Raw genomic sequence first — 22,266 nt, 5'->3', positions numbered from 1 at the left:
GTCTCTCAAGCCGCGTTATGCAAACGCGGGGTAACGAGGCCGGGCGCGGTGACGCCGCGCAGCGACTTCGCCAGCGCCAGCACACCGAGGTCGGCCAGCGGCTCGATCACGATGACGAGCGCGTAGGAGGCCGCGAAGGTCGCGATGTTGACGAGGTTGGTCGCACCGAAGCCCGAGCCATAGAGCGCCCAGAACGCAACCCAGGCGATGACGCCGGCCTGATACGTGGTCGACAGCGCCAGCGCCTGGCGATACCTGAGATCGACATAGGCGGTGTTGCGGGCAATGATCCGCGCGGCGATCGCCTGGATCCCGAACAGCGGCACCAGCAGCGTGGTGACGTTCATGCCGAATTGCGGCAGATCGGGCGGCTCGAAGAAGATGCCCTGGAACAACAGTCCGAACGCAAGGCCGAAGGCCGCGGGCGCTGCCCCAAACAGCAGGAACAGGGTCGAGCCGAGGATGAAGTGCACCTCGGAGACGCCCACCGGGAAGTGCGGCAGGATCTCGAAGAAGACGAAAACGAGGCCCGTGGTGGCGAGCGTCCGCGCCGCGAACGACGTGATGCCCTGCTCGCGCACGGTCTCGACCGCGAGCTTCAGCGCAACGCCGCCGACTGCGATGCCGGTTGCGTAACTCAACACGAGCTTGGCGCCCGATACGACTCCGGGTTCGATATGCATGGTTCAGTTCCTTCCTGCCGTCACACCCGACGGCCTTGGCCACAAGACATGCACGGCCGGTCTCCTGGCTCGCGGTTCACTGGGGTTCTCCGGCCTTCCCGGGCCTTGCGGCCCAGTGGCTGATCGGAGTCCCTCACCGCTTACAGTCGCGGGGGCGGCTGGGGTTTTGGGCGGCGCAACTGTCCGCCCACCCCCATTCCCGATTATGCTCCGGCGGTTTGCGCCGCCTCGAGCACCATGCGTCTCCTGTGTGCCCCTTTCGCCAGCCGGGCGTCAAGGGGCGAAGGGCGGCCGGGACGGTCCTGACGGATAATCGCCCGCCAGCGCGCCAAACAGGATCACCGCCGCCGTCGAGGCCGCGCCGCCCCGCGCAAGCTGTTCCGCCAGCTCGGCAATGGTGGTGCGGACCAGCCGCTCGTCGGGACGACCGAGGGATTCGGCGAACAGCGCCGGGGTATCAGGGGCGAGGCCGTGCTCGATCAATTTTGCGACAAGCGCCGGAAAGGTGCGCCGGCCCATATAGACGACGGTGGTCGCTTCGGGATCCGCCAGCGCCGCCCAGTTCAAATTCTGCGGCAGCTCGCCGGTGACATCGGCCCCGGTCACGAACTGCACCCGGCGCGAGGTGTGGCGCCGGGTCAGGGGAATGCCGGCTTGCGCGGCGGCGACACAGGCCGAGGTGATTCCGGGAATGATCTCGTAGCCGATGCCGGCTTCGCGCAGAGCCTCCAGCTCCTCCTCGAGCCGGCCAAAGATACCGGCATCGCCCGATTTCAGCCGCACCACACGGACGCCGGCCGCGGCGTAATCGATCAGCAGGCGGTTGACGTGGTGCTGCTTGGTCGAGGGCCGCCCTGCCCGCTTCCCGACCGCGACGAGATTGGCGCCGGGCCGGGCCAGATCGAGGATCGCGCCCGAGGCGAGGTCGTCATAGAGCACGACGTCGGCATCGCGCAGCCGCGCGGCGCCTTTGAGCGTGAGGAGCTCGGGGTCGCCGGGGCCGGCCGAGATGAAAGTGACAAAACCGCTCACCGATCCTCCGCGATCAGATGGAAGAACGTGCCGGTGGCTTGTCCCCGCCGCGAGCCGGTCTCGGCGATGATCGCGCCTGTTGCATCGTGCACGACCGCCAGCGGCGTATCCGGCTGCGCGACAATCGTCGAATAGTGGAACTCGTGACCGCGCAGGCGCGCGCCGACCTGATGGCCCGGCATCGGCGCGGCGAGCGCAGCGAGACGATAGCCGAGATGCATGCGGCGCTTGGCAAAGCTCGTCTCCAGTCCGAGCAGGCCCGTCATCTCATGACGGACGCCGTCGGCGTCGGTCAGAGCGGTTCCCAGCACCATATAGCCTCCGCATTCGCCGTGCACCGGCCGTGTGTCAGCGAAGGCGCGCAAGCCGCTGCGAAAGCGCGCATTGGCCGCGATCGTGCCGGCATGCAGTTCGGGATAGCCGCCGGGCAGCCAGCAGACATCGGCGCTCGCGTCAGGCGCTTCATCGGCAAGCGGCGAGAATGTCGAGATCTCGGCGCCGGCCGCGCGCCAGGCCTCCAGCATGTGCGGATAGATGAAGGAGAACGCGGCATCGCGGGCCAACGCAATGCGCTGCCCGGGCGGCGTCACGTTCATGCCGTTTGCCGCCGGTTGCGGCGAACAGCTTGCTGCCGCCCGCAGCACCGCATCGAGATCGACATGCTCGGCGACGAAGCGCGCGGCTTCGTCGATCAGCTTGCCGATCTCGGCCTGCTCTTCGGCCTGCACCAGGCCGAGATGCCGTTTCGGCAGGCTGATTTCTGCATGACGCGGCAGCGCGCCGAACACGGCGATGCCGGCGTCGTTCAGTGCACGCCGCACGAGATCTTCATGTCGCGGGCTGGCGACGCGATTGAGCACCACGCCGGCAAGGCGCACGCCGGCACGATAGTCGCGAAGGCCTGCGGCGATCGCCGCCGCCGTCTGCGCCTGTCCGGAAGGATCGATCACCAGCAGCACCGGCCAGCCCAGCATCTCCGCAATGTCGGCGGTGGCGCCGGTGCCGGAGACGCCGCGCGCGGCGACGCCGTCGAACAGGCCCATCGAACCCTCCGCGAGCACGACATCGGCATCAGTGCCGCGACCCACGAGATGAGCAATCGTCCCGCGATCCATCGCCCAGCTATCGACGTTGACGGAAGCGCGCCCCGTCGCAGCGGCATGGAAGGCGGGATCGATATAGTCGGGCCCGCTCTTGAAGCACTGCACGTTCAATCCGCGATTGCGCCAGGCGCGCGCCAGCGCCAGCGTCAGCGTGGTTTTGCCGACGCCGGAGGCCGGCGCCGAGATGACAAGCCCTGCCGGCATCACGATGCCTCCGGAAAGCGCGGATCGGCGCCGACCGGCCGATAGCGCCGATCGTAATCGGCGGCATAGAGGCGGCTCTCGTCAAAATCCGCCGCTCCAAGCGTCTTGCCAACCAGGATCAGCGCGGTGCGCTCCATCTCGGTGCCGACGGCGGCATCGAGCGTCGCCAGCGTGGCGCGAACGATGCGCTGGTCCGGCCAGCTCGCGCGCCAGACGATCGCGACGGGGCAATCCGCGCCGTAATGCGGCGTGAGCTCGGCGACGACCTTGTCGAGCAGATGGATCGACAGATGGATCGCGAGCACCGCACCGGTGGCGGCGAACGCCGCGAGCTTTTCGCCCTCAGGCATCGCGCTGGCGCGGCCCGGCGTGCGCGTCAGCACGACTGACTGGGCAAGACCGGGCAGCGTCAGCTCAATCTCTAGTGCAGCTGCTGCAGCCGAAAACGACGGAACACCTGGCGTGACCGTGTAGGGAATACCGAGCGCGCGCAGGCGACGAAGCTGCTCGCCCATCGCCGACCAGATCGAGAGATCGCCGGAATGCAGGCGGGCAACATCCTTGCCGGCGGCATGCGCGGCGGCGATCTCCGCGATGATCTCGTCAAGCGACAGCGGCGCGGTGTTGACGATCCGTGCACCGGGCGGGCAATGCGCCAGCACGCCCTCGGGCACCAGCGAGCCCGCATAGAGGCAGACCGGACAGGCCGCGATCAGGTCGCGTCCGCGCAACGTCAGCAAATCCGGAGCGCCCGGCCCTGCACCGATGAAGTGCACCGTCATGCGCCGTCTCCTTCCGCGATCGCGGCGGTCGCGGTGCGATCCCGCGAGACCGCCCGCGTCGCAATCAATCGCGCGCGAGGACCAGCGGCAACGAGCGCCGCGGCTTCGGCGACCGAGCCCGTGCCGAACTTCTCCGCGACGAGCTCCGATTGCGTCGGCGTCTCGATGCCGGCCAGCATGTCCGCCGGAACCGGCTTGATCGGCACGCCGCATTCACGCGCGAGCTGTTTGAGCGGCTCCGCGTCGGCCTTGTCGCTGACAGTCGCGACCGCCGCAAGGCCCTCGGGACCACCCGCCGCCAGCAGCGCCTCGCGCAGCGAAGCCAGCGTGACATCCTTTTTGAATCCGAGTCCGGCGACTTTCATCGAACCGCACTCCATTGCACCACGGGCCGCGACGCTTCCCAGGACCGGTAGCGGCCGAGCGGCGCGGCATGGGCAATCTCGACCCGCATCAATTCGCCGCCGTGGCGCTGGTGCAGTTCGCCGAGCAGCGCCTCCGTCTCCAGCGTCACCGCATGCGCGACGAGCCGCGCACCCGGCGCAAGCCGCGGCCAGATGGCATCGAACATCGCGATATCGAGACCGCCACCGATGAAGACGGCATCCGGCGCTTCCAACGCAGCAAAAGCTTTCGGCGCGCTCCCCGTGATGACAGTGATCCGATGCGCCAATCCGAACGCTGTTGCATTGCTGCGGATATTCGCGGCACGATCCTCGCGCGCCTCGATGGCGGTCGCCGTCCCGCCGCACAGCGCCCATTCCACAGAGATCGAGCCAGAACCCGCGCCGATATCCCACAGCCGCTCGCCGGGTCGCGGCGCCAGCGCCGAGAGCGCCAGCGCACGCACCGGCCGCTTGGTGATCTGGCCATCATGCATGAAGAGATCGTCGGTCAGGCCGGAGCTGCGGGGAATGCCTTGCCCGCCCCTCGCCTCGACGGCCACTGCGACCAGGTTTTCGGCGAGATCGCCCGCAAAGCTGTCGGCGCGATGCTCAGCGATGCTTTCGCGCGGCCCGCCGAGCGCGGCGAGAGTCCAGAACGCCGAGGCGCCACAACCGCGCTCGCTCAGCCATTTCGCGAGATCACCGGCGGCCTTGCCGTCACGCACGAGGCAAATGATGCGCGCACCTTGCACGAGATGCGGTACGAGACGCTCGAACGGCGCGGCATGAAGCCCGAGACAGGCGATGGCTTCGAGGCGCCAGCCGAGCCGCGCGGCGGCGAGCGAGAAGGTCGATGGCGCCGAATGCGCGATCCACTCGTTGGCATCGAGCTTCTCGGCGACACTTGCACCCGCGCCGTGCCAGAACGGATCGCCGGAGGCGAGTACCACCGTCGGCCGGCCGCGGCAGCTCAGCACGATGTCTGCGTCGAACGGCACCGGCCACGGACGACCGCGCCCCTCCACGTCAGCAAACGCGAGATGACGCTCGCCACCAAAAACAGTTTCTGCCTTGGCAAGCGCCTTTCGGCTTGCCTCGGACAGCCCGGCAAGGCCATCTTCGCCGATACCGATGATGGTCAGCCAGGGATCAGCCATGACGCGCGCCCTCATTCTGGGCGGAACCGCCGATGCGAGCTTGCTCGCCGCGGAAGTCGCACGCGCGCGCATCGACGCCGTGTATTCCTATGGCGGCCGAACCCGCGCGCCCGCCGATCAGCCGCTGCCGACCCGCATCGGCGGCTTCGGCGGCGTGAGCGGGCTTGCCGACTATATTCGCCGTGAGCGCATCACGCATGCGATCGACGCCACGCATCCCTTCGCTGCCGAGATGAGCCGCCACGCGGTCCAGGCGTGCGCGCAAACGGGAACGCCGCTGATCGCGCTCGAGCGCGCGCCTTGGACGAAGGCGCCCGGCGACACCTGGATCGAAGTCGCCGACGTCACCGCCGCGCTCGCTGCGCTGCCCGAGACGCCGGCAAAAATGTTCCTCGCCATCGGCCGGCAGCACATCGCGCCCTTCGCGAGCAAGCCACAGCACACCTACACGCTGCGGTTCGTCGATCCGCCCGAAGCACCGCTGCCCTTCGCTGCGGACGTGATCGTGTCGCGCGGGCCATTCACGTTCGACGGCGAGCTCGAAATGATGCGCACGCGCGGCATCGCATGGATTGTCGCCCGCAATTCCGGCGGCGACGGCGCACGCGCCAAGATCGACGCGGCCCGCATGCTCGGCCTGCCCGTGATCATGATCGCGCGGCCAAAACTGCCCGAACGGTTGCGGGTTGAGAGCGTGGCCGAGATCATGCAGTGGCTCGGTCATCGCGCCTGCCTCGGGGCATAGACCCAGCGGCCGACGCGGCGCGTCTGCGAGTTGCCGACGATCACAAGCGTGCGCATGTCGGCCATCTCAGGCGTCGCTTCGTTCAGCGTGACGGTCTCGATCCTTTCATCAGCGGCGCTGATCGCGCGCGCGAAGATCACGAGGCGCTCGCCGCAGCCGGTGTCCTTCAACACCGCAAGCGCGCGGCCAAAACCCTCCGGCCGGCTTGCCGAGCGCGGATTGTACATCGCAATGGCAAAATCGGCTTCCGCGGCCAGCCGCAGGCGCTTCTCGATCACCGCCCACGGCTTGAGATTGTCGGAGAGATTGATCGCGCAGAAATCATGGCCGAGCGGCGCGCCGGCGCGCGCGGCCGCCGCCAGCATCGCTGTGATACCGGGCAAAACGCGAATGGGAAGCTCGCGCCATTGCGGCGCCTGTTCGAGCGCCTCGAACACGGCCGACGCCATCGCGAAGACACCGGGATCGCCGGAGGAGACGACGACGACCTGCCCGCCTTCGGCCGCAAGCCGCAGGGCCTCGCTCGCGCGCTGCAGCTCTTCGCGATTGTCGGAGGGGTGCAAGGTGAGCCCTGCCCGCGGCGGCACGCGCGCAACATAGGGCGCATAGCCCAGAATGTCGGTTGCGGCGGCAAGGGCGGCGGAGACCTCGGGCGTCACCAGCGCATCGCTGCCCGGCCCGAGGCCCGCGATGATCAGCGTGCCCGTCATTCGGCGGCGTCCAGATGCCGGCCCTTGCCGTGCACGAGCACAATCGCAAAATAGGGACAGTCGGCGGCATCGATATCGGCGAGCCGCACCACGCGCTCGCCCGGCATGGTGCCGCGCTCGACCAGCCAGGCATCGTCCAGCCGGCCGGCGGACGCCAGCGCGCGACGCACCTTTGCGAGATTGCGGCCGGTCTTCATGATGACCAGCGCATCGGAATCGCGCATGCGCCGCTCGAGTTCGTCTTCGGCGAGCGTCCCCATCAGCACCGTCGTCACGTCGTCGCCAAGCGCGATCGGCTGTCCGACGCCGTTCCAGCAGCCGACCATGCCGGGAATGCCGGCGATCACCTCGATCTCGACACGGCCTTGCAGGCGCGTGTGCAGATGCATGAAGGAGCCGTAAAAGTAAGGATCGCCCTCGCAGAGCACGACGACGTCCACCGCACGCGAAAGCCGCGCCAGCCGTTCCGCCCATTCGTCGTAGAAGCCGGCCAGCAGCTGCACATATTCCGGGCTATCGAAGGCGAGCTCCGTCGTAACAGGATATTCCATTGCGTATTCGGTGACGTCGGAGGCCAACATGCCTTCGACGATGCGGCGCGCCTGGCCGGGCCGGCCCTTCTTGCGAAAATAGGCGACATGCTTCGCAGCCCGCACCGTCCGGTCAGCGCGCACGCTCATCATATCAGGATCGCCGGGGCCGAGACCGCAGCAGATGATGCGTCCCATGGCTATTCGCTCCGGCTCGCCAGTGCATTCACGGCGGCGACCGTGATCGCGGAGCCGCCGAGGCGGCCCTCGACTGTCAGCGCCGGCACCGGCGGATCGGCCATCAGCGCGGCCTTGGATTCGGCCGCGCCGACGAAGCCGACCGGGCAGCCGATGATCGCTGCGGGCCGCGGGCAGCCCGGGTCCTCGAGCATGTTGAGGAGATGAAACAGCGCGGTCGGCGCGTTACCGATCGCAACGATTGCGCCGTCGAGATGCGGTCGCCACAACTCCAGCGCCGCAGCCGAGCGCGTATTGCGCATGGACTGCGCGAGCGCGGGAACGGCCTCGTCGCCGAGCGTGCAGATCACGGCGTTGGCCGCCGGCAGTCTCGCGCGCGTAATTCCTTCCGAGACCATGCGCGCGTCGCACAGGATCGGGGCGCCTCTCTGCAAGGCCGCGCGCGCAGCAGTCGCCATGCCTGATGTGAAGCGGATATGCGCCTCGAGGCCAACCATGCCGGCGGCGTGGATCATCCGCACCACCACCTGCTCCTCGTCCGGCGAGAAGCGCGCAAGATCCGCCTCGGCCCGGATGGTCGCGAAGGATTGCCGGTAGATCGCCGCGCCGTCGGTCTCGTAGGTGTGCGGCATCAGTGGCCTCCGACCAGGATGGAGGGATCGCTGACGATGTCGGCACCGTTGAGGCCGCGCAGAACCGGCTCGTCGCGGGTCGAGCCGTCGCGGACGAGATCGAATCCGGCGCTGGTCGCAACCAGCGTCACCGCGGACGCGCCGGAACGCGCGCAGCCCTTGGCGCAGCCGGAGACGTGAAGGCGCGTATCGAGGGCGATGCGCGGCGCAAGGGCGGAAGCGAGTGCGCGGGTGTCGGCATGCGCCTCGCGGCAACGCGGGGCGCCGCTACAAGCAATCACGCGCAACGCCGGATCGTAAGGCTCGGTGATGAGGCCTGCCCCGCTCGGCATCTCGCGCTTGCCCTCGCTCAACACCATCCGCCATGGCGTCATGCGCAGCGCATGTCCGCAGCCGGAAAATTGATGGAGCGTCGTGTGCAGCATCTGCCCGAACGCCACGCCGACCAGGGCGCCATGCGGATAATGCCCGGGTCGTGACGCGGCCATGACCGGAGCAGGCTCGGTTTCGCCGCTCAAAGACTCAGGCAATACCGAGCCTACCGCGATATGAGCTGCCATGCGCCCTCGCCCGCCCTTCGCGCCGCCGGACGAGATGAACCAGTTCGCGAGCGCGAGGGCCGTGCTTACGGTCTCACCGCGCGCGACCGAGCGGCCCAGCCTTGCGCCATCGGCCCGCACCAGGAGCCGGCCGCCGTGATCGCGCTCGATGCGCACGTCGGCGGAATCGCCGGCGAGTACGCGCGACTTTCCATCGTCGATGGCGAAGCCGAACTTTGTGGGGAGATCGAGCGTGCTGTCGGCGAGCGCTTCCTCAAGCTCCGCGGCGAGCGCCTGTGTCTCATCACCGCTGTTCCAGAACGGCGTCACCAAAATGTTGCGCCGGGCTTCGATGTCGGTATCGGGGTCGAGCAGCCGCAGCAACGCGAGTCCATCGAGCAGCCGGCGATGGCCTTGCTCGCTGACGCCTCTGATCTGGAGGTTGGCGCGGCTCGTCACATCGATGAGACCATTGCCGTAGCGTTCGGCGAGCTCAGCAAGCCCGGCGACCTGTGCAGCTTCGAGGCGCCCGCCGAACGGGCGCACGCGAACCACCAGCCCGTCGCCCGATTGCATCGGGCGCAACGCGCCGGGACACCAGCCCTTGATCGCGGCCGCACTCATGAAGCCTCCTTCAGCGCAGCCGCGATCGAATTGCGGCGCGTTCGCCAGAGCGAGGCTTCGTGCAGGCGTGTGAAGCAGGTCTCCATCGCGGCGAGCGCCGCCGGATTCTCGCGGGCCATGAAGGTGCGGACATCGGCGTCGCCGAGCGTCGCATCGTAGTAGAGATCGAACAGATGCGGCGGCACGGCGCCGGCCAGATGCGCGAAGGCGGCCATGTGCTCCAGCGTCGCGGTGATCTCGGCGGCACCGCGAAAACCGTGCCGCATCATGCCGGCGATCCAGGCCGGATTGGCCGCGCGTGCGCGGACGACGCGGGAGATTTCCTCGGTCAGCGTCCGCGCGTGCGGCTGCTCGGGCCGCGTCGTATCGAGGTGATAGAGCGATGGTCCTGCCGCACCGAGATGCGCTGCGGCCGCCGCGATGCCTGCTTCATGCGCGGCGTAATCCGCGGCGAGCAGAAGATCGGTCTCCGGCAAGTCCTGGACGTGCACGAAAGCATCGGCGGATGCGAGCCGCGTCTCGATGCCGGCCCGATCCGGCTGCATCGCACCGTCCGCGGAGAACGCCCAGGACGATGCCGACAGCCAGGCTTCGCCGGCGGCATCACGCGTCTCGGCCGTAAAGGCATCGGGGATCGCGGACAGACCCACGCCGTATTGGCCGGGGCGCGGCGCGAACACACGCGAGGCGCGGTGACGATAGGGATTCTCGTCGCCCTCCTCCTCGCGCGTTGCGAGCGCCTCGGCGGCGGCCTCGAACAATTGCGCAAGGCCGGAGAAGACATCGCGGAACAGGCCCGACACGCGCAGCGTGACGTCGATACGGGGGCGCCCGAGCTCCGTCGGTGCGATGATGTCATAGCCGGTGACGCGGCCGGAGGCGTGATCCCAGCGCGGCGCAAGGCCGGCGAGATGCAGCGCCATGGCAAACTCCTCGCCGGCGGTCCGCATCGTCGCGGAGCCCCAGAGATCGACCACGAGGCCTTTCGGCCAGTCGCCGTGATCCTGCAAATGGCGACGCAGCAGCTCTTCCGCGAGCCTGATGCCTTGCGCATGCGCCGACGGCGTCGGCACCGCGCGCGGATCAACGGCAAAGAGATTGCGTCCGGTCGGCACCACGTCCTGGCGTCCGCGATACGGCGAGCCCGATGGCCCCGGCGCAACGCGCTGTCCCGCTAGCGCGGCACGCAACGCATCGCGCTCCGCGTCGGCGCAGGTGCCGCGGCCGAACACGTGCAACCCGTCGCCGAACTGGCTCTCCTTGAGATCGCAGACGAAGCGATCGATCCGCGGGATCGCTTCCGCCGGTGCAGCCGATGCATCGAGACCGAGATCGTCTTCGAGCCCTGCCGCACGCGCTTCGTCGCGAATCGCGGCGATCAGACGCTGACGTCGGGCGGGGTCGAGACCATCGGCGGTCGAATATTCGTCCAGCAAACGTTCGAGCCGGCGCAGGCCGTCCGGCACCGCGGATTGTTCCAGCGGCGGCGGCAGATGGCCGATGGTGACGGCACCCAAGCGCCGCTTGGCCTGCGCGGCCTCGCCGGGATCGTTGACGATGAAGGGATAGATGACCGGCAGATCGCCGATCAGGGCTTCCGGCCAGCAATGTGAGGACAGCGCCACGGATCTTCCGGGCAGCCATTCCAGCGTGCCATGCGCGCCCATGTGCACGACGGCGTCAAAACCCTGCTGCCGGAGCCAGAGATAGAACGCGACATAGGCGTGGCGTGGCGTGCGGGCGAGATCGTGATAGTCGGCATCGCGCGTGGTCGCATCGCCGCGCTCGGGCTGAACCGCGATGATCGATTGGCCACTTGCGATGGCCGCGAACTGAAATGCACCGTCGCGACAGCTCGGGTCATCCTCCGGCGCGCCCCAGGCCTGCGCGAGATCATCCTGCAAGGCTTGCGGCAAGCGCGAGAGCGCCGCGCGGTAGTCGGCGACGCTCCAGGTCAAGTTCTGCTTGAGCAGCGTCTCGCCGAGCGCCTGAACCGGCGCAACATCGATGCCGGACTCGGTCAGGTCAGACAGCAATGCCTCGACCGACGCCAGCGCATCGAGACCAACCGCATGCGCGATCTGATGCGGACGGCCCGGGTAGTTCGAGAGCACGAGCGCCACCCGTTTCTCGGCGGCTGGCGTCTCCGCGAGGCGCCGCCAGGCCGCAACGCGCGCGGCGACGGCGTTCACGCGCTCCTCGTCAGGGCGGTGCGCCAGATGCGAAAATTGCAGATCGGGATCGCGCTCCGCCGCCGATTTGAAACTCACCACGCCCGCGAACAGGCGGCCGTCGACCTCCGGCAGCACCACATGCATCGCGAGATCGCCGGGCGACAGGCCGCGCAGCGACTCCGCCCAGTCTTCGCGCCGTGCCGATGAGAGCGCGACCTGGAAGACGGGACATGATGCAGCATCGAACGGTGTCGTGCCGTCGTCGCCCATCGCCGAGAACGCCGTCGCGTTGACGATCGCGGCCGGAGGATTCGTCGCGAAATAGGTCCGCAGCCAGTCCGCAACGCCCGGAGCCTTCAGCGAGGTGACGAACGCGCCGTACGCGTCAAAGCCGCGCTCGCGCAGCGCCGCGATCAGGGCGTCGACCGGCCCGGTATCCGCGGCGGTGAGATAGGAACGATAGAAGGTCACGAACGCGAGCGGCTTTCCCTCGCCTGCCATCGGCGCAGCAATGACGCCACGCGCGGGATCGTAAAAGCCCATCTCAGGCAGGTTCATCTCGCCGACGACCGGGCCTGCGTAAAGGCCCGAGGCCAACGCGAGCTGCGCGATCGCGGCCTGGGCTGCAACAGGACCGCCGGTGTCGCAGAGCACCTTGAGCCGGCGCAGCGTCGAAACCGGCAGGGTCGAGTAGGCATCGAGCCGCGTGTCGTCGCGGCCGTCGGCCGGCAGCACGGCCAGCACGATGTTGCGGTTCTTCGCAAGCTGCTGCAGGGCCGCGAGCCCGTACGGCCAATAGGACTCACCGCCGATCAGGCGCACCAGGATGCCGCGCGCCTGCGACAGCGTGCGCTCGATATAGGTGTCGACCGACAACGGATGACGCAGCTCCGCGAGATTGGCGAGCCGCAGCGACGGCAGGCTGTTACGGCCGCGCCGCCAGCCGGCCGCGAACGCGGCAAGGTCGGAATCCGAGTACGAGAGCACCACGAGATCGGCCGGGTCCTGGCCGATGTCCCTTGGCGTCGCGGTCTCCTCGAGACCGCGGCTCTCGCGGAAGACGACGTGCATCAGATACCAGATCCTGAAAGCCCAAGTCCGACCTTGATCGCGGCCTCGTCGATATCGCCGTGCTCGCCGATCACGACAAGCTTCGACTGCCTGAGAGCTGCGCCCCAGGGCTTGTCGAACTGGTGGCGCACGCGCTCGCCGACCGCTTGCAGCAACAGGCGCATCGGCTTGCCCGCGACCGCGATATAGCCCTTGACGCGCAGCACGTTCTGCTCGCGCGAAAGACGCTGCACCGACGCGACCAGTGCGTCGATGTCGCTGATTTCAGGAAGATCGATCACAACGGAGGCGAAATCGTCGTGCTCGTGATCCTCCTCGCCGTCGTGATGCGAGGGGCGCGCGGCGAGATCGTTCTCTGCGGCGGCGCCAAGGCCGAGGATGACACGCGCATCGATCGCGCCATCGGTGACGGATAGCATCGGCACGCGGCGCGGCATCTCGGCGGTAATGGCGGCCTTGGCGGCTTCGATCCCTGCGGCCCCCGCAAGATCGGCCTTGGTCAGCAGCACGATGTCGGCGCAGGCGATCTGGTCCTCGAACACTTCCGACAGCGGCGTCTCGTGATCGAGATTTCCATCCGCTGCGCGCTGCGCTTCCACGGCAGCCGGGTCCGGCGCAAAACGGCCGGCGGCAACAGCCTCGGCATCGGCCAGCGCGATCACGCCGTCGACCGTGATCCGCGAGCGGATCTCCGGCCAGTCGAACGCCTTCAGCAGCGGCTTCGGCAGCGCCAGGCCCGAGGTCTCGATCAGGATGTGATCGGGCCGCACCGGCCGCGCCAAGAGCTTTTCCATGGTCGGAATGAAATCGTCCGCAACGGTGCAGCAGATGCAGCCATTGGCGAGCTCGACGATGTTCTCCTCCGGGCAATTCGCATCGGCGCAGGATTTCAGGATCTCGCCGTCGACACCCTCGCTGCCGAACTCGTTGACCAGCACGGCGAGCTTCTTGCCGTCAGGGTTTGCGAGCAGATGCTGGATCAGCGTGGTCTTGCCGGAGCCGAGAAAACCCGTGACCACCGTCACAGGGACTTTTGCGAGCGAGTTCATTCGGCGGCCTCCGGCAACACGGCAATGGGGGGAATGCGGGCAAGCGACTGCTTGCGGAAGATTTCGGGACGGCTGCGCCAGGGCACGAGGCCGTCGGGCGCGGCGGCATAGGCCGCAGCACCCGCGACCACGTCGCTCGCATGGGCCTCTGACAGACGGCCATAGACATAGGACCAGCGGCCGGGCGCGCTGAGCGCAACCGAGCAACCCTGGCTGCATGCCGACAGGCATTCGACGGGAACCACATTGACGCCCTCGGGCACGCCGGCGTCGAGGATCGCACCATGCAGGCGCTTGCCGGGCGTCGTCTCACCCTCGTCGAGCGTCTGGCCGGCACGGCAGGTAATACAGACGTGAAGTGTGACGGTCATCGCCTCTTCCAGGATAAACAGCGGGAGGCGAAGAGGCACACGGACCATTCCCCCGAAGGTCCGTTTCCCCGTCGCGGAACACCCCGTCCGCCGGTCCAAAACTCGTCCGCGCTGGCAGGTCTCCCGGCTTGCGGAGCAGGGCTTTTGGCCCTTCGATCCCCGCCTTCCCGATCCCCTGGGGGATCAGTGGCTTCGGGCATCTCTCCGGTCACGGTCGCGGGGGCGGCTGCAGTTTGGAGCCGAATCTTGTCGATTCGGACCCTATCGCATTCCCTCTTCGCCTGTCATAGGACAGGAACCAACGCCGGGCCACCATTTGCCCCCGGCCGCCTCTTGTCAAGCCGAAGGACCCTGTCAGATGACGCCTGAACCGGATACCCAAACGGCCGAGGAAACCGACGCCCGCCACGCCGCGAAAATGGCGAAAATCAAGGTCGCCCGCGACAAGATCATGGCGACCAAGAGCGGCGAAAAGGGCCTCATCATCGTCCACACCGGCGCCGGCAAGGGCAAGTCCACCTCCGCCTTCGGCATGATCGTCCGCTGTGTCGCCCATGGCTTCCCCTGCGCGGTCGTGCAGTTCATCAAGGGCGCCTGGGACACCGGCGAACGGCGCCTGCTCACCGGCCATTTCGGCGAGCTCTGCCAGTTCCATGCGATGGGCGAAGGTTTCACCTGGGAGACGCAGGACCGCGCCCGCGACATCGCCGCAGCACAGGCCGGCTGGGCGAAGGCCAAGGAGCTGATCTCAGATTCCAATCTGCGCATGGTCGTGCTCGACGAGATCAACATCGCGCTGCGCTACGACTATCTCGACATCGCCGAGGTCGTCGACTTTCTGAAAACGCACAAACCGCCGATGACGCATGTCGTGCTCACCGGGCGCAACGCCAAGGACGAGCTGATCGAGATCGCCGATCTCGTCACCGAGATGACGCTGGTCAAGCACCCCTTCCGCTCCGGCATCAAGGCGCAAGCCGGCGTCGAGTTCTGACGACGCCAGATTCTGAAAACACCATGGCGCGCGCATTGATGATCCAGGGGGCCGGCTCGGACGTGGGCAAGTCGCTCATCGTCGCCGGCCTCGCGCGCGCCTTCACGCGGCGCGGCCTGCGCGTGCTGCCCTTCAAGCCGCAGAACATGTCGAACAACGCGGCCGTCACCGTCGACGGCGGCGAGATCGGTCGCGCCCAGGCGCTGCAGGCGCTGGCCGCCGGCGTCGAGCCGCACACCGACATGAACCCGGTGCTGCTGAAGCCGGAGACCGATGTCGGCGCACAAATCATCGTCCAGGGAAAGCGCATCGCGACCGCGCGGGCGCGTGAATATGCGGCGATGAAACCGTCGCTGATGGGCGCGGTGCTGGAAAGCTTCGAGCGGCTGAAAGCGCGCGCCGATCTGGTGCTGGTCGAAGGCGCCGGCAGCCCGGCCGAGGTCAACCTGCGCAAGGCCGACATCGCCAATATGGGCTTTGCACGCAAGGCCGACGTGCCGGTCGTGCTGGTCGGCGACATCGACCGCGGCGGCGTCATCGCCCAGCTCGTCGGCATCAAGACGGTGATCAACCCCGACGATGCCGCGATGATCGAGGGTTTCGTCATCAACAAGTTCCGCGGCGACCCCTCGCTGTTCGACGACGGCTACAAGCTGATCGAGCAGAAGACCGCGTGGCGCGGCCTTGGCGTGCTGCCCTGGTTCGCGCGCGCCGGCGAGCTGCCAGCCGAGGATGCGCTGGGGCTGAGCGACGCGCGCAAGCCGGGCCAGTGCAAGATCGCCTGCCTCGCGCTGTCGCGGATCGCCAATTTCGATGATCTCGATCCGTTGAAGCTCGAGCCTGGCGTCGATCTCGTGATGGTGCGGCCGGGCGAAGCCATCCCCGGCGACGTCCGCCTCGTCATCATCCCCGGCTCGAAGTCCACCCGCGGCGATCTCGCCTTCCTGCGCGCGCAGGGCTGGGACATCGATCTCCTGGCGCATCACCGCCGCGGCGGCCATGTGCTTGGCCTCTGCGGCGGCTATCAGATGCTCGGGCGCAACGTCGCCGACCCCGATGGCATCGAAGGCCCTGCCGGCGACACGTCGGGTCTCGGACTTCTGGACGTCGCGACCATGATGAGCCCGCAGAAGACACTGACGCGCGTCGCGGCCGTGCATGCCGCCACGGACCAGCCGATCGACGCCTACGAAATCCACATCGGCCGCACCGACGGACCGGATCGCGCCCGCCCGTTTGCGAAACTGAACGGCGAGCCCGAAGGCGCGATCTCACGCGATGGCCGCGTGCAAGGCAGCTATCTGCACGGCCTGTTCACGTCGGATGATTTCCGCAAGGCGTATCTCGCAAAGCTCGACATTCCGGCAGGCGACGAGCCTTATCACAGCAGGGTCGAGAGCGCGCTCGACGCCCTCGCCGATCACATCGAACAGCATCTCGACGTCGGCGGCCTGCTCGCGCTAGCGCGCTAGCGCCTCGGCAAGGCGCGTCCATTCGGCTTCGCTGCCGGGAAGCCCGAGGCGCAGCCATGCCGGCTCTTTCGCGAATACGCGCGACCAGATTTGGCTACGCGCCAGTTTCTCCTGCGCAGCAAGCGCATCAGGCGTCTCGTAGAGACGAAACAGCGGCGCACCACCGACGAGCCGCCAGCCTTGCGACTGCACGATGTCGTCGAGGCGGGCACAGTCGCGTGCGAGCCGCGCGGACGTGGCCTCGGCCCAGGCGTCGTCGCGCAAGGCGCGGCAGCCGATCGCGATCGCAGCTCCCGACACCGGCCATGGCCCCGACATCGCCGCGAGCTTGGCGATGTCGGCCGCATGGCCGAGCGCAAACCCAAGCCGCAGGCCGGCAAGACCATAGAACTTGCCGAAGGAGCGCAGGACCAGCAGTCCAGGCCGATCCGCCTCGGATGCGAGCGACAGCTGCGGGGCGGCATCGGCAAAACTCCCGTCGATGACGAGACGGCCGACGCGCGGCAGCAGCGCCAGCAAATCCTCTGGCGCAAAACGCCGGCCATCGGGATTGTTGGGATTGACGACGACGGCGAGATCTGTGCCCGCCAGCGCGTCGAGCTCGCCGACCTCCTGGACATCCCAGCCTGCAGCCGACAAGACCCCGGAATATTCGTTGTAAGTCGGCCCGAGGATGCGCGCGCGGCCGACTGGCGCGAGTTGCGGCAGCAATTGAATGGCGGCCTGCGCACCGCCCATTGCGACGATCGGCGCGCTTGTGCCGTAGGCATGCTGTGCCGCCTGATGCAGGCTCTCGATCTCAGCGCGCGACGGCAGCGCGTTCCATGCGCGCGGGCTCACCTCACCCACGGGATAAGGCAGGCGGTTGATCCCGGTCGACAGATCGATCCAGTCCTCCGCGCGCCCGCCAAAACGCTGCTGGGCCAGATCGAGATTTCCACCGTGCTCGCGCATGCCCCGTTCTTTCACGCGAAGGCCAGGATCGCAAGGAGGCCGGCGAGCAGCAGCATGGCGCGGCGGTAGATCGTTAACCCCTGGCTGATGTCCGCGGCAAGCGGATCGCGCGCGCCTTCGTTGAGCCAGGGCTCATCGGTCGCGCTGCCGCGATAGATGCGGGGGCCGCTGAGCCGCACGCCGAGCGCGCCCGCCATCGCCGCTTCCGGCCAGCCGGCATTGGGCGAGCGGTGACGGCGGGCATCGCGCGTCATGCACGACAGCGCCTCCGAGCGCCGCGACGCCAACAGGACGAACAGAAAGCCGGTCAGCCGCGCCGGAATGAAGTTTGCGACGTCGTCGATGCGTGCCGCGGCCCAGCCAAAAGCTTCGTGGCGTTCGCTGCGATGACCGATCATGGAGTCCAGCGTGTTGATCGCCTTGTAGCCCAAAATGCCGGGCAGTCCGAACAGCGCGCCCCAGAACACCGGCGCCACGATGCCGTCGGAGGCGTTCTCGGCGAGGCTCTCGATCGCCGCGCGCGCGATGCCGGCTTCGTCGAGCGTCGCGGGATCGCGTCCGACGATGCGCGACACCGCTGCGCGCGCAGCGGCGATGTCGCCCGCCTGTAAGGGCTTCGCGACGGCAGCGACATGATCATGAAGCGAGCGCAAGGCGACCAGCGGCCAGGCCAGCACACCCACGAGTATGATCTCTATCCATCCCCAGGGGAGCAAGGACTGAAGTACCCAGCCGATTGCGACCGAGATCGCAATCACCAGAAGCGCTCCAGCCACGCCCGCAGCACGGCGAAATGCCGGCGGATCGGACGCGCGATTCCAGGCGGCGTCGATGGCAGAGATCAGCCGGCCCAGCCAGGTCACGGGATGACCGATCCGCGCGAACAGCCACGACGGCCAGCCCAGCAGGGCATCCACCGCCATCGCCACCGCCATCGCCCCCGCAAAACCCACGCACGCCTCCTGTCCCGCCCCTGTTGCGCAAAGCGAAGGCGGAGCGCAAGCCCCCGGCCGCCTGATTTCGGCTTTGTCTTTGGCCGCGATTGGTGATTAGTCAGGCCCACAGGAGAACTTTATGGCCGTCATCTTGATCACGGGCGGAGCACGATCGGGCAAGAGCGCCCACGCGGAAAAGCGCGCGCGCAGCTTTCCGGGCCAGCCCATCTACATCGCGACGGCCGAGGCGCTCGATGCCGAAATGGAGGTGCGCATCGCCAAGCATCGAGCCAAGCGCGCGGCCGTCGACTGGATCGAGCGAGAGGTACCACTCGATCTCCTGCAAGCTCTGATCGAGACCGATGGCGCCGGCCCAAGGCTGGTGGATTGCCTGACCTTGTGGCTCTCCAATATCATGCATGCGGGGCGTGACTGGGAACACGAACTCATGAAGCTCGCCGCTTTCATGGGCGGCCAGAAGAGCCCCGTCATTTTCGTCACCAACGAGGTCGGCCTCGGTATCGTGCCCGACAACGCGCTGGCGCGCAGCTATCGCGACGCCGCCGGAATCATGAACCAGGTCATCGCGGCGGTTTCCGACGAAGTCGAGTTCGTCGTGGCCGGCCTGCCGATGAAACTGAAATGATGCCGCGCGCCGAGCTTTTCAAAGAGATTATCGCCGATCTCAGGATGGCGGCATCGTTCGTCACGATTCTGCCGGTGGCATCGTCGAAGCCCGCAGGCGAAGGCGCCATCGCGCGCGCGACCTGGGCACTCCCCGTCGCGGGACTGCTGGTCGGCCTCGCGGGTGCCTTGGTCTACAAGGTTTCCAGCCGGTTCGGACTGACACCGAACCTCGCCGCCCTGCTCACGCTGGCCGCGACCGCGCTCATCACCGGCGCGCTGCATGAGGACGGCCTTGCCGATACCGCCGACGGGCTCGGCGGCGGCCGGACGCGCGAGCGCAAGCTCGAGATCATGCGCGACAGCCGGATCGGCACCTATGGCGTCTGCGCGCTGATCCTGTCGTTCGGTCTGCGCTGGAGCGCGCTCGCGGCGATCGCCAATCCCTGGGCCGTCGCGCTCGCGCTGTGCGCCGCGCACACTGCCGCCCGCGCGGGCGTGCCGGCTTTCATGTCGCTGGTCCCGCCGGCACGATCTGATGGACTGTCGGCAAGCGCGGGATCGCCGCCGGGCCGCAGCGTCGCCATCGCTTTCGCTGCTGGAACGCTCGCCCTCGCCCTCGCGCTCGGGCCTGGCAAGGCGCTGGTCAGCCTGATCCTGCTGTCGCTCGCCGGCTTGATGCTGGCGCGGCTTGCCATCCGCCAGATCGGCGGGCAGACCGGCGACATCCTCGGCGCATTCGAGCAGACCGGCGAGATCCTCATTCTGCTGGTGGCGGCATCCTTCCGGATGGGAGGCTGATCTCATGGTCGAGTTCGACGACACCTTCCGTCAGCACTTGCGCGAGCTGTTCGTGTGGCGCCGCGACGTGCGCCGCTTCCGCGCCGATCCGCTGCCGGCCGGCGCCATCGATCGCCTGATCGAGACCGCCTGTCTCTCACCCTCGGTCGGCCTGAGCCAGCCCTGGCGCTTCGTTGTCGTTGAAGATGCCGCACGACGCCGCGACGTGATCGACGACTTCAGGGCATGCAACGCCGATGCGCTGAACTGTTACTCCGGCGAACGCGCCGCGCGCTATGCCACACTAAAACTGTCCGGTCTCGAACAGGCGCCCGGTCACCTCGCCGTGTTCGCGGACAAGGCGAGCGACATCGGCCACGGCCTCGGCCGCGCGACCATGCCGGAGACGACGGAATATTCCGTGGTCGCCGCGATCACCGCGATGTGGCTCGCCGCGCGCGCCGACGGCATCGGCATCGGCTGGGTGTCGATCCTCAATCCGGAGCGCGTTCGCACCACTCTCGACGTGCCCAGCTCCTGGAAGTTCATCGCCTATCTCTGCATCGGCTATCCGGAAGTCGAATGCGACCAGCCGGAGCTGGAGCAGGCGAAATGGGAACACCGGCGCGGCGCGGAGGAATTCACGCTGCGGCGTTAATCGCCGCGCCCCCGCTCCATCCTCCGTCATTGCGAGCGTGGCGAAGCAATCCAGGCTGCATCCGCGGAGGGATTCTGGATTGCTTCGTCGCACCAGCGCAAAATTGCTTTGCAATTTTGTCGCGGGCTCCTCGCAATGACGACGGAGAGAGCGGCGGCTTGTCGCTACGACCTGCTCTTGCCGGCGGCAGCCGCCACCGGCGCGGGGCTCTCCGGCTTCTGGAACATCAACAACGGCCGGAAGATGACGCGGCCATAGGCCTCGTAATGGTTCTGGGTCGAGACGGCCATCTTCAACGGCGTCGCGTAATTCGCCTCGAACGTCATGAACGACGCATAGGTCCATGAGAAGCCGACGCCGACCGAAGCGAGCTCGGTGATCCCCGGGAATGTCGAATAGACCGCACCCCAGTCGGTGAAGATGTAGGTGTCGAACCCCTTGAGCCACGACGACCAATTGTAGTGCAGCTCGGCGTTGAAATAATAGCCGCTGTCGCCGGATGCGGAGTTGGAGGGATAGCCGCGCACGGTGGTGGGACCGCCGATCGAGAAGATCTGGTCGCCCGGCAGCAGCTTCTCCTGCGTGTACTGCCAACTCGCCAGCACGTTGGCGCTGAAATTCTGCGGCCCCGCCGCGCTGGTCGCGATCAGCGAGCCGGTATAGGTGTTGAACGCGCGGTTGTTGCCGAGCACATAATCATGCCAGGTGATGTAGTTCACCGCCGGCGAGACCGTGATCGAATAGGTGTTGCCGGAATTGGTCACCGAGAGCCCGGCGGTGGCCTTGTCGTAGTGGTCGTCGGTCACGGAGACCGTGGCGAAGCGGCTGACCGTCTTGCCCTCGGTCTCGGCGGCGTTGAGCAATATCAGCCAGTTCTGCGTCACCCAGACCGGCTGGCTGAAATTGACCGCGGCCTGGCTCGAGCGTCCGGTGACGTCGAGCGCGACGAACGGTCCCTGGATGATCTTGATCTTGCCTTCGGTATAGCTGACGCCGACGCGGCCACCCCAGGGATTGACCGGAATGCTGTAGGCGGCGTTGCCGTTGAGATTGCCGTCGGCGCGGACGCCGTAGAAGGTCAGGCGGTCGTCGACGCCGAACAGGCCGTGGCGCTTGTAGAAGGCTCCGCCCTCCCAGCGCCCGGTGTTCTCCGCGCCCTGGTTGTCGGTGAAGAGTTGCAAGGTGTCGACCGGCGGCTCGATCACGGCGAACTGGAGATCGGTCAGGCCAAAACTCGTGCCAGGCTGGAGCAGCGCCTTGATCTGCACGTCGTTGGTCCGGTTGAACCAGATCACGTCGCGATTGAGTTTTGGAACGTCGAGGACCTCGCCTTCGGGCTCCTTCACGCGCTGAAGGATGTAATCGGTGCGGGTCTGCTTGTTGCCCTCGATGGTCGTCTTCTGGAGCCGGCCCTCGGTCAGCTTGATCTTGACCACACCACCTTTGGCGTCTTGATCGGGCAGCGTCGCGATGCCCGTGACGATGCCGCGCTCGGTGTAGATGGCGTTGATGTCGGCAACGAGCTGCAATAGCGCGGCGATGTCGACGTTCTTGCCGACATATTTCTTCGCGATCTCGTCCAGCTCTGCCGGCGTGATGAACTTGGATGCGTCGAACTCGACCTTGCGCAGGCGGAATTTCGGCCCCCCCGGCTTCAGCAGCTGGGACTTTTCCCGCTCACCGCCGATCACCGCGGGACCGGTGAGCTTGGGCGGCGCGCTCTGCCGTTCGAGCTGGCGGCGCTGCCGGTCGACGTCGTTCTGGATCACGCCGGGATTGATCGAGGGCACTTGCGCGCGCGAAGGGGCGATGCAGCAAGCTGCAAGCCCCACCCCCAACGCTGCCCCCCAAATCCGCAT

General features: G+C 67.4%; 22 protein-coding genes and 2 riboswitches. Of the genes, 6 read left to right on the top strand and 16 right to left on the bottom strand.

Going from position 1 to position 22,266, the window contains the following annotated elements:
- Positions 1-5: 5 nt before the first annotated feature.
- From AB4Z51_RS30160 to cbiT, 6 genes are all read right to left on the bottom strand, one after another.
- Positions 6-683 (bottom strand): energy-coupling factor ABC transporter permease, encoded by a 678-nt coding sequence (locus tag AB4Z51_RS30160; protein ID WP_063984424.1) that lies wholly within the window; start codon positions 681-683, stop codon positions 6-8.
- Between the two features lie 37 nt (positions 684-720).
- A riboswitch (cobalamin riboswitch) is annotated at positions 721-938 on the bottom strand.
- Between the two features lie 18 nt (positions 939-956).
- On the bottom strand, positions 957-1,715 hold the full coding sequence (cobA, locus tag AB4Z51_RS30155) for a uroporphyrinogen-III C-methyltransferase (RefSeq protein WP_085403137.1): 759 nt from the start codon (positions 1,713-1,715) through the stop codon (positions 957-959).
- Positions 1,712-3,022 carry a cobyrinate a,c-diamide synthase gene (locus tag AB4Z51_RS30150; protein WP_085403136.1) on the bottom strand — a complete coding sequence of 437 codons (1,311 nt, stop codon included), beginning with the start codon at positions 3,020-3,022 and terminating at the stop codon, positions 1,712-1,714. Before AB4Z51_RS30150 ends, cobA begins: the two co-directional genes overlap by 4 nt.
- On the bottom strand, positions 3,022-3,804 hold the full coding sequence (gene cobM, locus AB4Z51_RS30145; protein WP_085403135.1) for a precorrin-4 C(11)-methyltransferase: 783 nt from the start codon (positions 3,802-3,804) through the stop codon (positions 3,022-3,024). Before cobM ends, AB4Z51_RS30150 begins: the two co-directional genes overlap by 1 nt.
- Positions 3,801-4,169, bottom strand: a complete 369-nt coding sequence (locus AB4Z51_RS30140; protein ID WP_085403134.1) for a cobalamin biosynthesis protein — start codon at positions 4,167-4,169, stop codon at positions 3,801-3,803. The genes cobM and AB4Z51_RS30140 overlap by 4 nt, the downstream gene beginning before the upstream one ends.
- Positions 4,166-5,347 carry a precorrin-6Y C5,15-methyltransferase (decarboxylating) subunit CbiT gene (gene cbiT, locus AB4Z51_RS30135; protein ID WP_085403133.1) on the bottom strand — a complete coding sequence of 394 codons (1,182 nt, stop codon included), beginning with the start codon at positions 5,345-5,347 and terminating at the stop codon, positions 4,166-4,168. The genes AB4Z51_RS30140 and cbiT overlap by 4 nt, the downstream gene beginning before the upstream one ends.
- Here cbiT and AB4Z51_RS30130 point away from each other — a divergent pair.
- Positions 5,346-6,092 (top strand): cobalt-precorrin-6A reductase, encoded by a 747-nt coding sequence (locus AB4Z51_RS30130; RefSeq protein WP_085403132.1) that lies wholly within the window; start codon positions 5,346-5,348, stop codon positions 6,090-6,092. The two genes, cbiT and AB4Z51_RS30130, sit on opposite strands and share 2 nt — an antisense overlap.
- Here the strand turns inward: AB4Z51_RS30130 and cobJ are convergent.
- From cobJ to AB4Z51_RS30095, 7 genes are read right to left on the bottom strand one after another with little or no spacing between them, the layout of a single operon-like run.
- Positions 6,068-6,802: a precorrin-3B C(17)-methyltransferase gene (cobJ, locus tag AB4Z51_RS30125; RefSeq protein ID WP_085403131.1), complete on the bottom strand. Its 735-nt coding sequence runs from the start codon at positions 6,800-6,802 to the stop codon at positions 6,068-6,070. The two genes, AB4Z51_RS30130 and cobJ, sit on opposite strands and share 25 nt — an antisense overlap.
- Positions 6,799-7,530: a precorrin-2 C(20)-methyltransferase gene (locus AB4Z51_RS30120; protein WP_085403130.1), complete on the bottom strand. Its 732-nt coding sequence runs from the start codon at positions 7,528-7,530 to the stop codon at positions 6,799-6,801. The genes cobJ and AB4Z51_RS30120 overlap by 4 nt, the downstream gene beginning before the upstream one ends.
- A 2-nt stretch (positions 7,531-7,532) precedes the next feature.
- Positions 7,533-8,162: a precorrin-8X methylmutase gene (locus tag AB4Z51_RS30115; RefSeq protein WP_085403129.1), complete on the bottom strand. Its 630-nt coding sequence runs from the start codon at positions 8,160-8,162 to the stop codon at positions 7,533-7,535.
- The gene (gene cobG, locus AB4Z51_RS30110) at positions 8,162-9,325 is read right to left on the bottom strand and encodes a precorrin-3B synthase (protein ID WP_085403128.1); all 1,164 of its coding nucleotides are present in this window, start codon (positions 9,323-9,325) and stop codon (positions 8,162-8,164) included. Before cobG ends, AB4Z51_RS30115 begins: the two co-directional genes overlap by 1 nt.
- Positions 9,322-12,570, bottom strand: a complete 3,249-nt coding sequence (gene cobN, locus AB4Z51_RS30105; RefSeq protein WP_085403127.1) for a cobaltochelatase subunit CobN — start codon at positions 12,568-12,570, stop codon at positions 9,322-9,324. The genes cobG and cobN overlap by 4 nt, the downstream gene beginning before the upstream one ends.
- Positions 12,570-13,619, bottom strand: coding sequence for a cobalamin biosynthesis protein CobW (cobW, locus tag AB4Z51_RS30100; RefSeq protein WP_085403126.1), 1,050 nt, complete (start codon positions 13,617-13,619; stop codon positions 12,570-12,572). Before cobW ends, cobN begins: the two co-directional genes overlap by 1 nt.
- Positions 13,616-13,990, bottom strand: a complete 375-nt coding sequence (locus tag AB4Z51_RS30095) for a DUF1636 family protein (protein ID WP_028148471.1) — start codon at positions 13,988-13,990, stop codon at positions 13,616-13,618. Before AB4Z51_RS30095 ends, cobW begins: the two co-directional genes overlap by 4 nt.
- 96 nt (positions 13,991-14,086) lie before the next feature.
- Positions 14,087-14,308: riboswitch (cobalamin riboswitch) on the bottom strand.
- 40 nt (positions 14,309-14,348) lie between these two features.
- On the opposite strand from AB4Z51_RS30095, the gene cobO reads away from it, so the two are divergent.
- A complete protein-coding gene (gene cobO / locus AB4Z51_RS30090; RefSeq protein WP_354075063.1) occupies positions 14,349-14,984 on the top strand; it encodes a cob(I)yrinic acid a,c-diamide adenosyltransferase in 636 nt (211 codons plus the stop codon).
- Positions 14,985-15,007: 23 nt separating this feature from the next.
- On the top strand, positions 15,008-16,456 hold the full coding sequence (locus AB4Z51_RS30085) for a cobyric acid synthase (protein ID WP_085403124.1): 1,449 nt from the start codon (positions 15,008-15,010) through the stop codon (positions 16,454-16,456).
- On the opposite strand, the gene cobD is transcribed toward AB4Z51_RS30085, so the two are convergent.
- Together cobD and cbiB are read right to left on the bottom strand one after the other, a co-directional pair.
- Complete coding sequence (gene cobD, locus AB4Z51_RS30080) at positions 16,445-17,410, bottom strand: threonine-phosphate decarboxylase CobD (protein ID WP_085403123.1); 966 nt, start codon at positions 17,408-17,410, stop codon at positions 16,445-16,447. The two genes, AB4Z51_RS30085 and cobD, sit on opposite strands and share 12 nt — an antisense overlap.
- An 11-nt stretch (positions 17,411-17,421) precedes the next feature.
- Entirely contained in the window at positions 17,422-18,363 is a 942-nt protein-coding gene (gene cbiB / locus AB4Z51_RS30075) for an adenosylcobinamide-phosphate synthase CbiB (protein ID WP_085403122.1), read from the bottom strand.
- Positions 18,364-18,484: 121 nt separating this feature from the next.
- Between cbiB and cobU the strand changes: the two genes are divergently transcribed.
- Genes cobU through bluB form a run of 3 tightly spaced genes read left to right on the top strand, consistent with a single transcriptional unit; the run spans position 18,485 to position 20,407 of the window.
- Positions 18,485-18,991: a bifunctional adenosylcobinamide kinase/adenosylcobinamide-phosphate guanylyltransferase gene (gene cobU / locus AB4Z51_RS30070; RefSeq protein WP_063984439.1), complete on the top strand. Its 507-nt coding sequence runs from the start codon at positions 18,485-18,487 to the stop codon at positions 18,989-18,991.
- Positions 18,988-19,770, top strand: a complete 783-nt coding sequence (cobS, locus tag AB4Z51_RS30065) for an adenosylcobinamide-GDP ribazoletransferase (protein ID WP_085403121.1) — start codon at positions 18,988-18,990, stop codon at positions 19,768-19,770. Before cobU ends, cobS begins: the two co-directional genes overlap by 4 nt.
- 4 nt (positions 19,771-19,774) lie before the next feature.
- Entirely contained in the window at positions 19,775-20,407 is a 633-nt protein-coding gene (gene bluB, locus AB4Z51_RS30060) for a 5,6-dimethylbenzimidazole synthase (protein ID WP_085403120.1), read from the top strand.
- Positions 20,408-20,571: 164 nt separating this feature from the next.
- Here the strand turns inward: bluB and AB4Z51_RS30055 are convergent, their stop codons facing one another.
- Entirely contained in the window at positions 20,572-22,266 is a 1,695-nt protein-coding gene (locus tag AB4Z51_RS30055; protein ID WP_085403119.1) for a ShlB/FhaC/HecB family hemolysin secretion/activation protein, read from the bottom strand.

This window comes from Bradyrhizobium sp. 2TAF36, from assembly GCF_052114925.1.
Lineage (GTDB): Bacteria > Pseudomonadota > Alphaproteobacteria > Rhizobiales > Xanthobacteraceae > Bradyrhizobium > Bradyrhizobium barranii.
The sequence above is the reverse complement of the archived record's forward strand: the minus strand, read 5'-3'. Positions and strand labels throughout refer to the sequence as shown.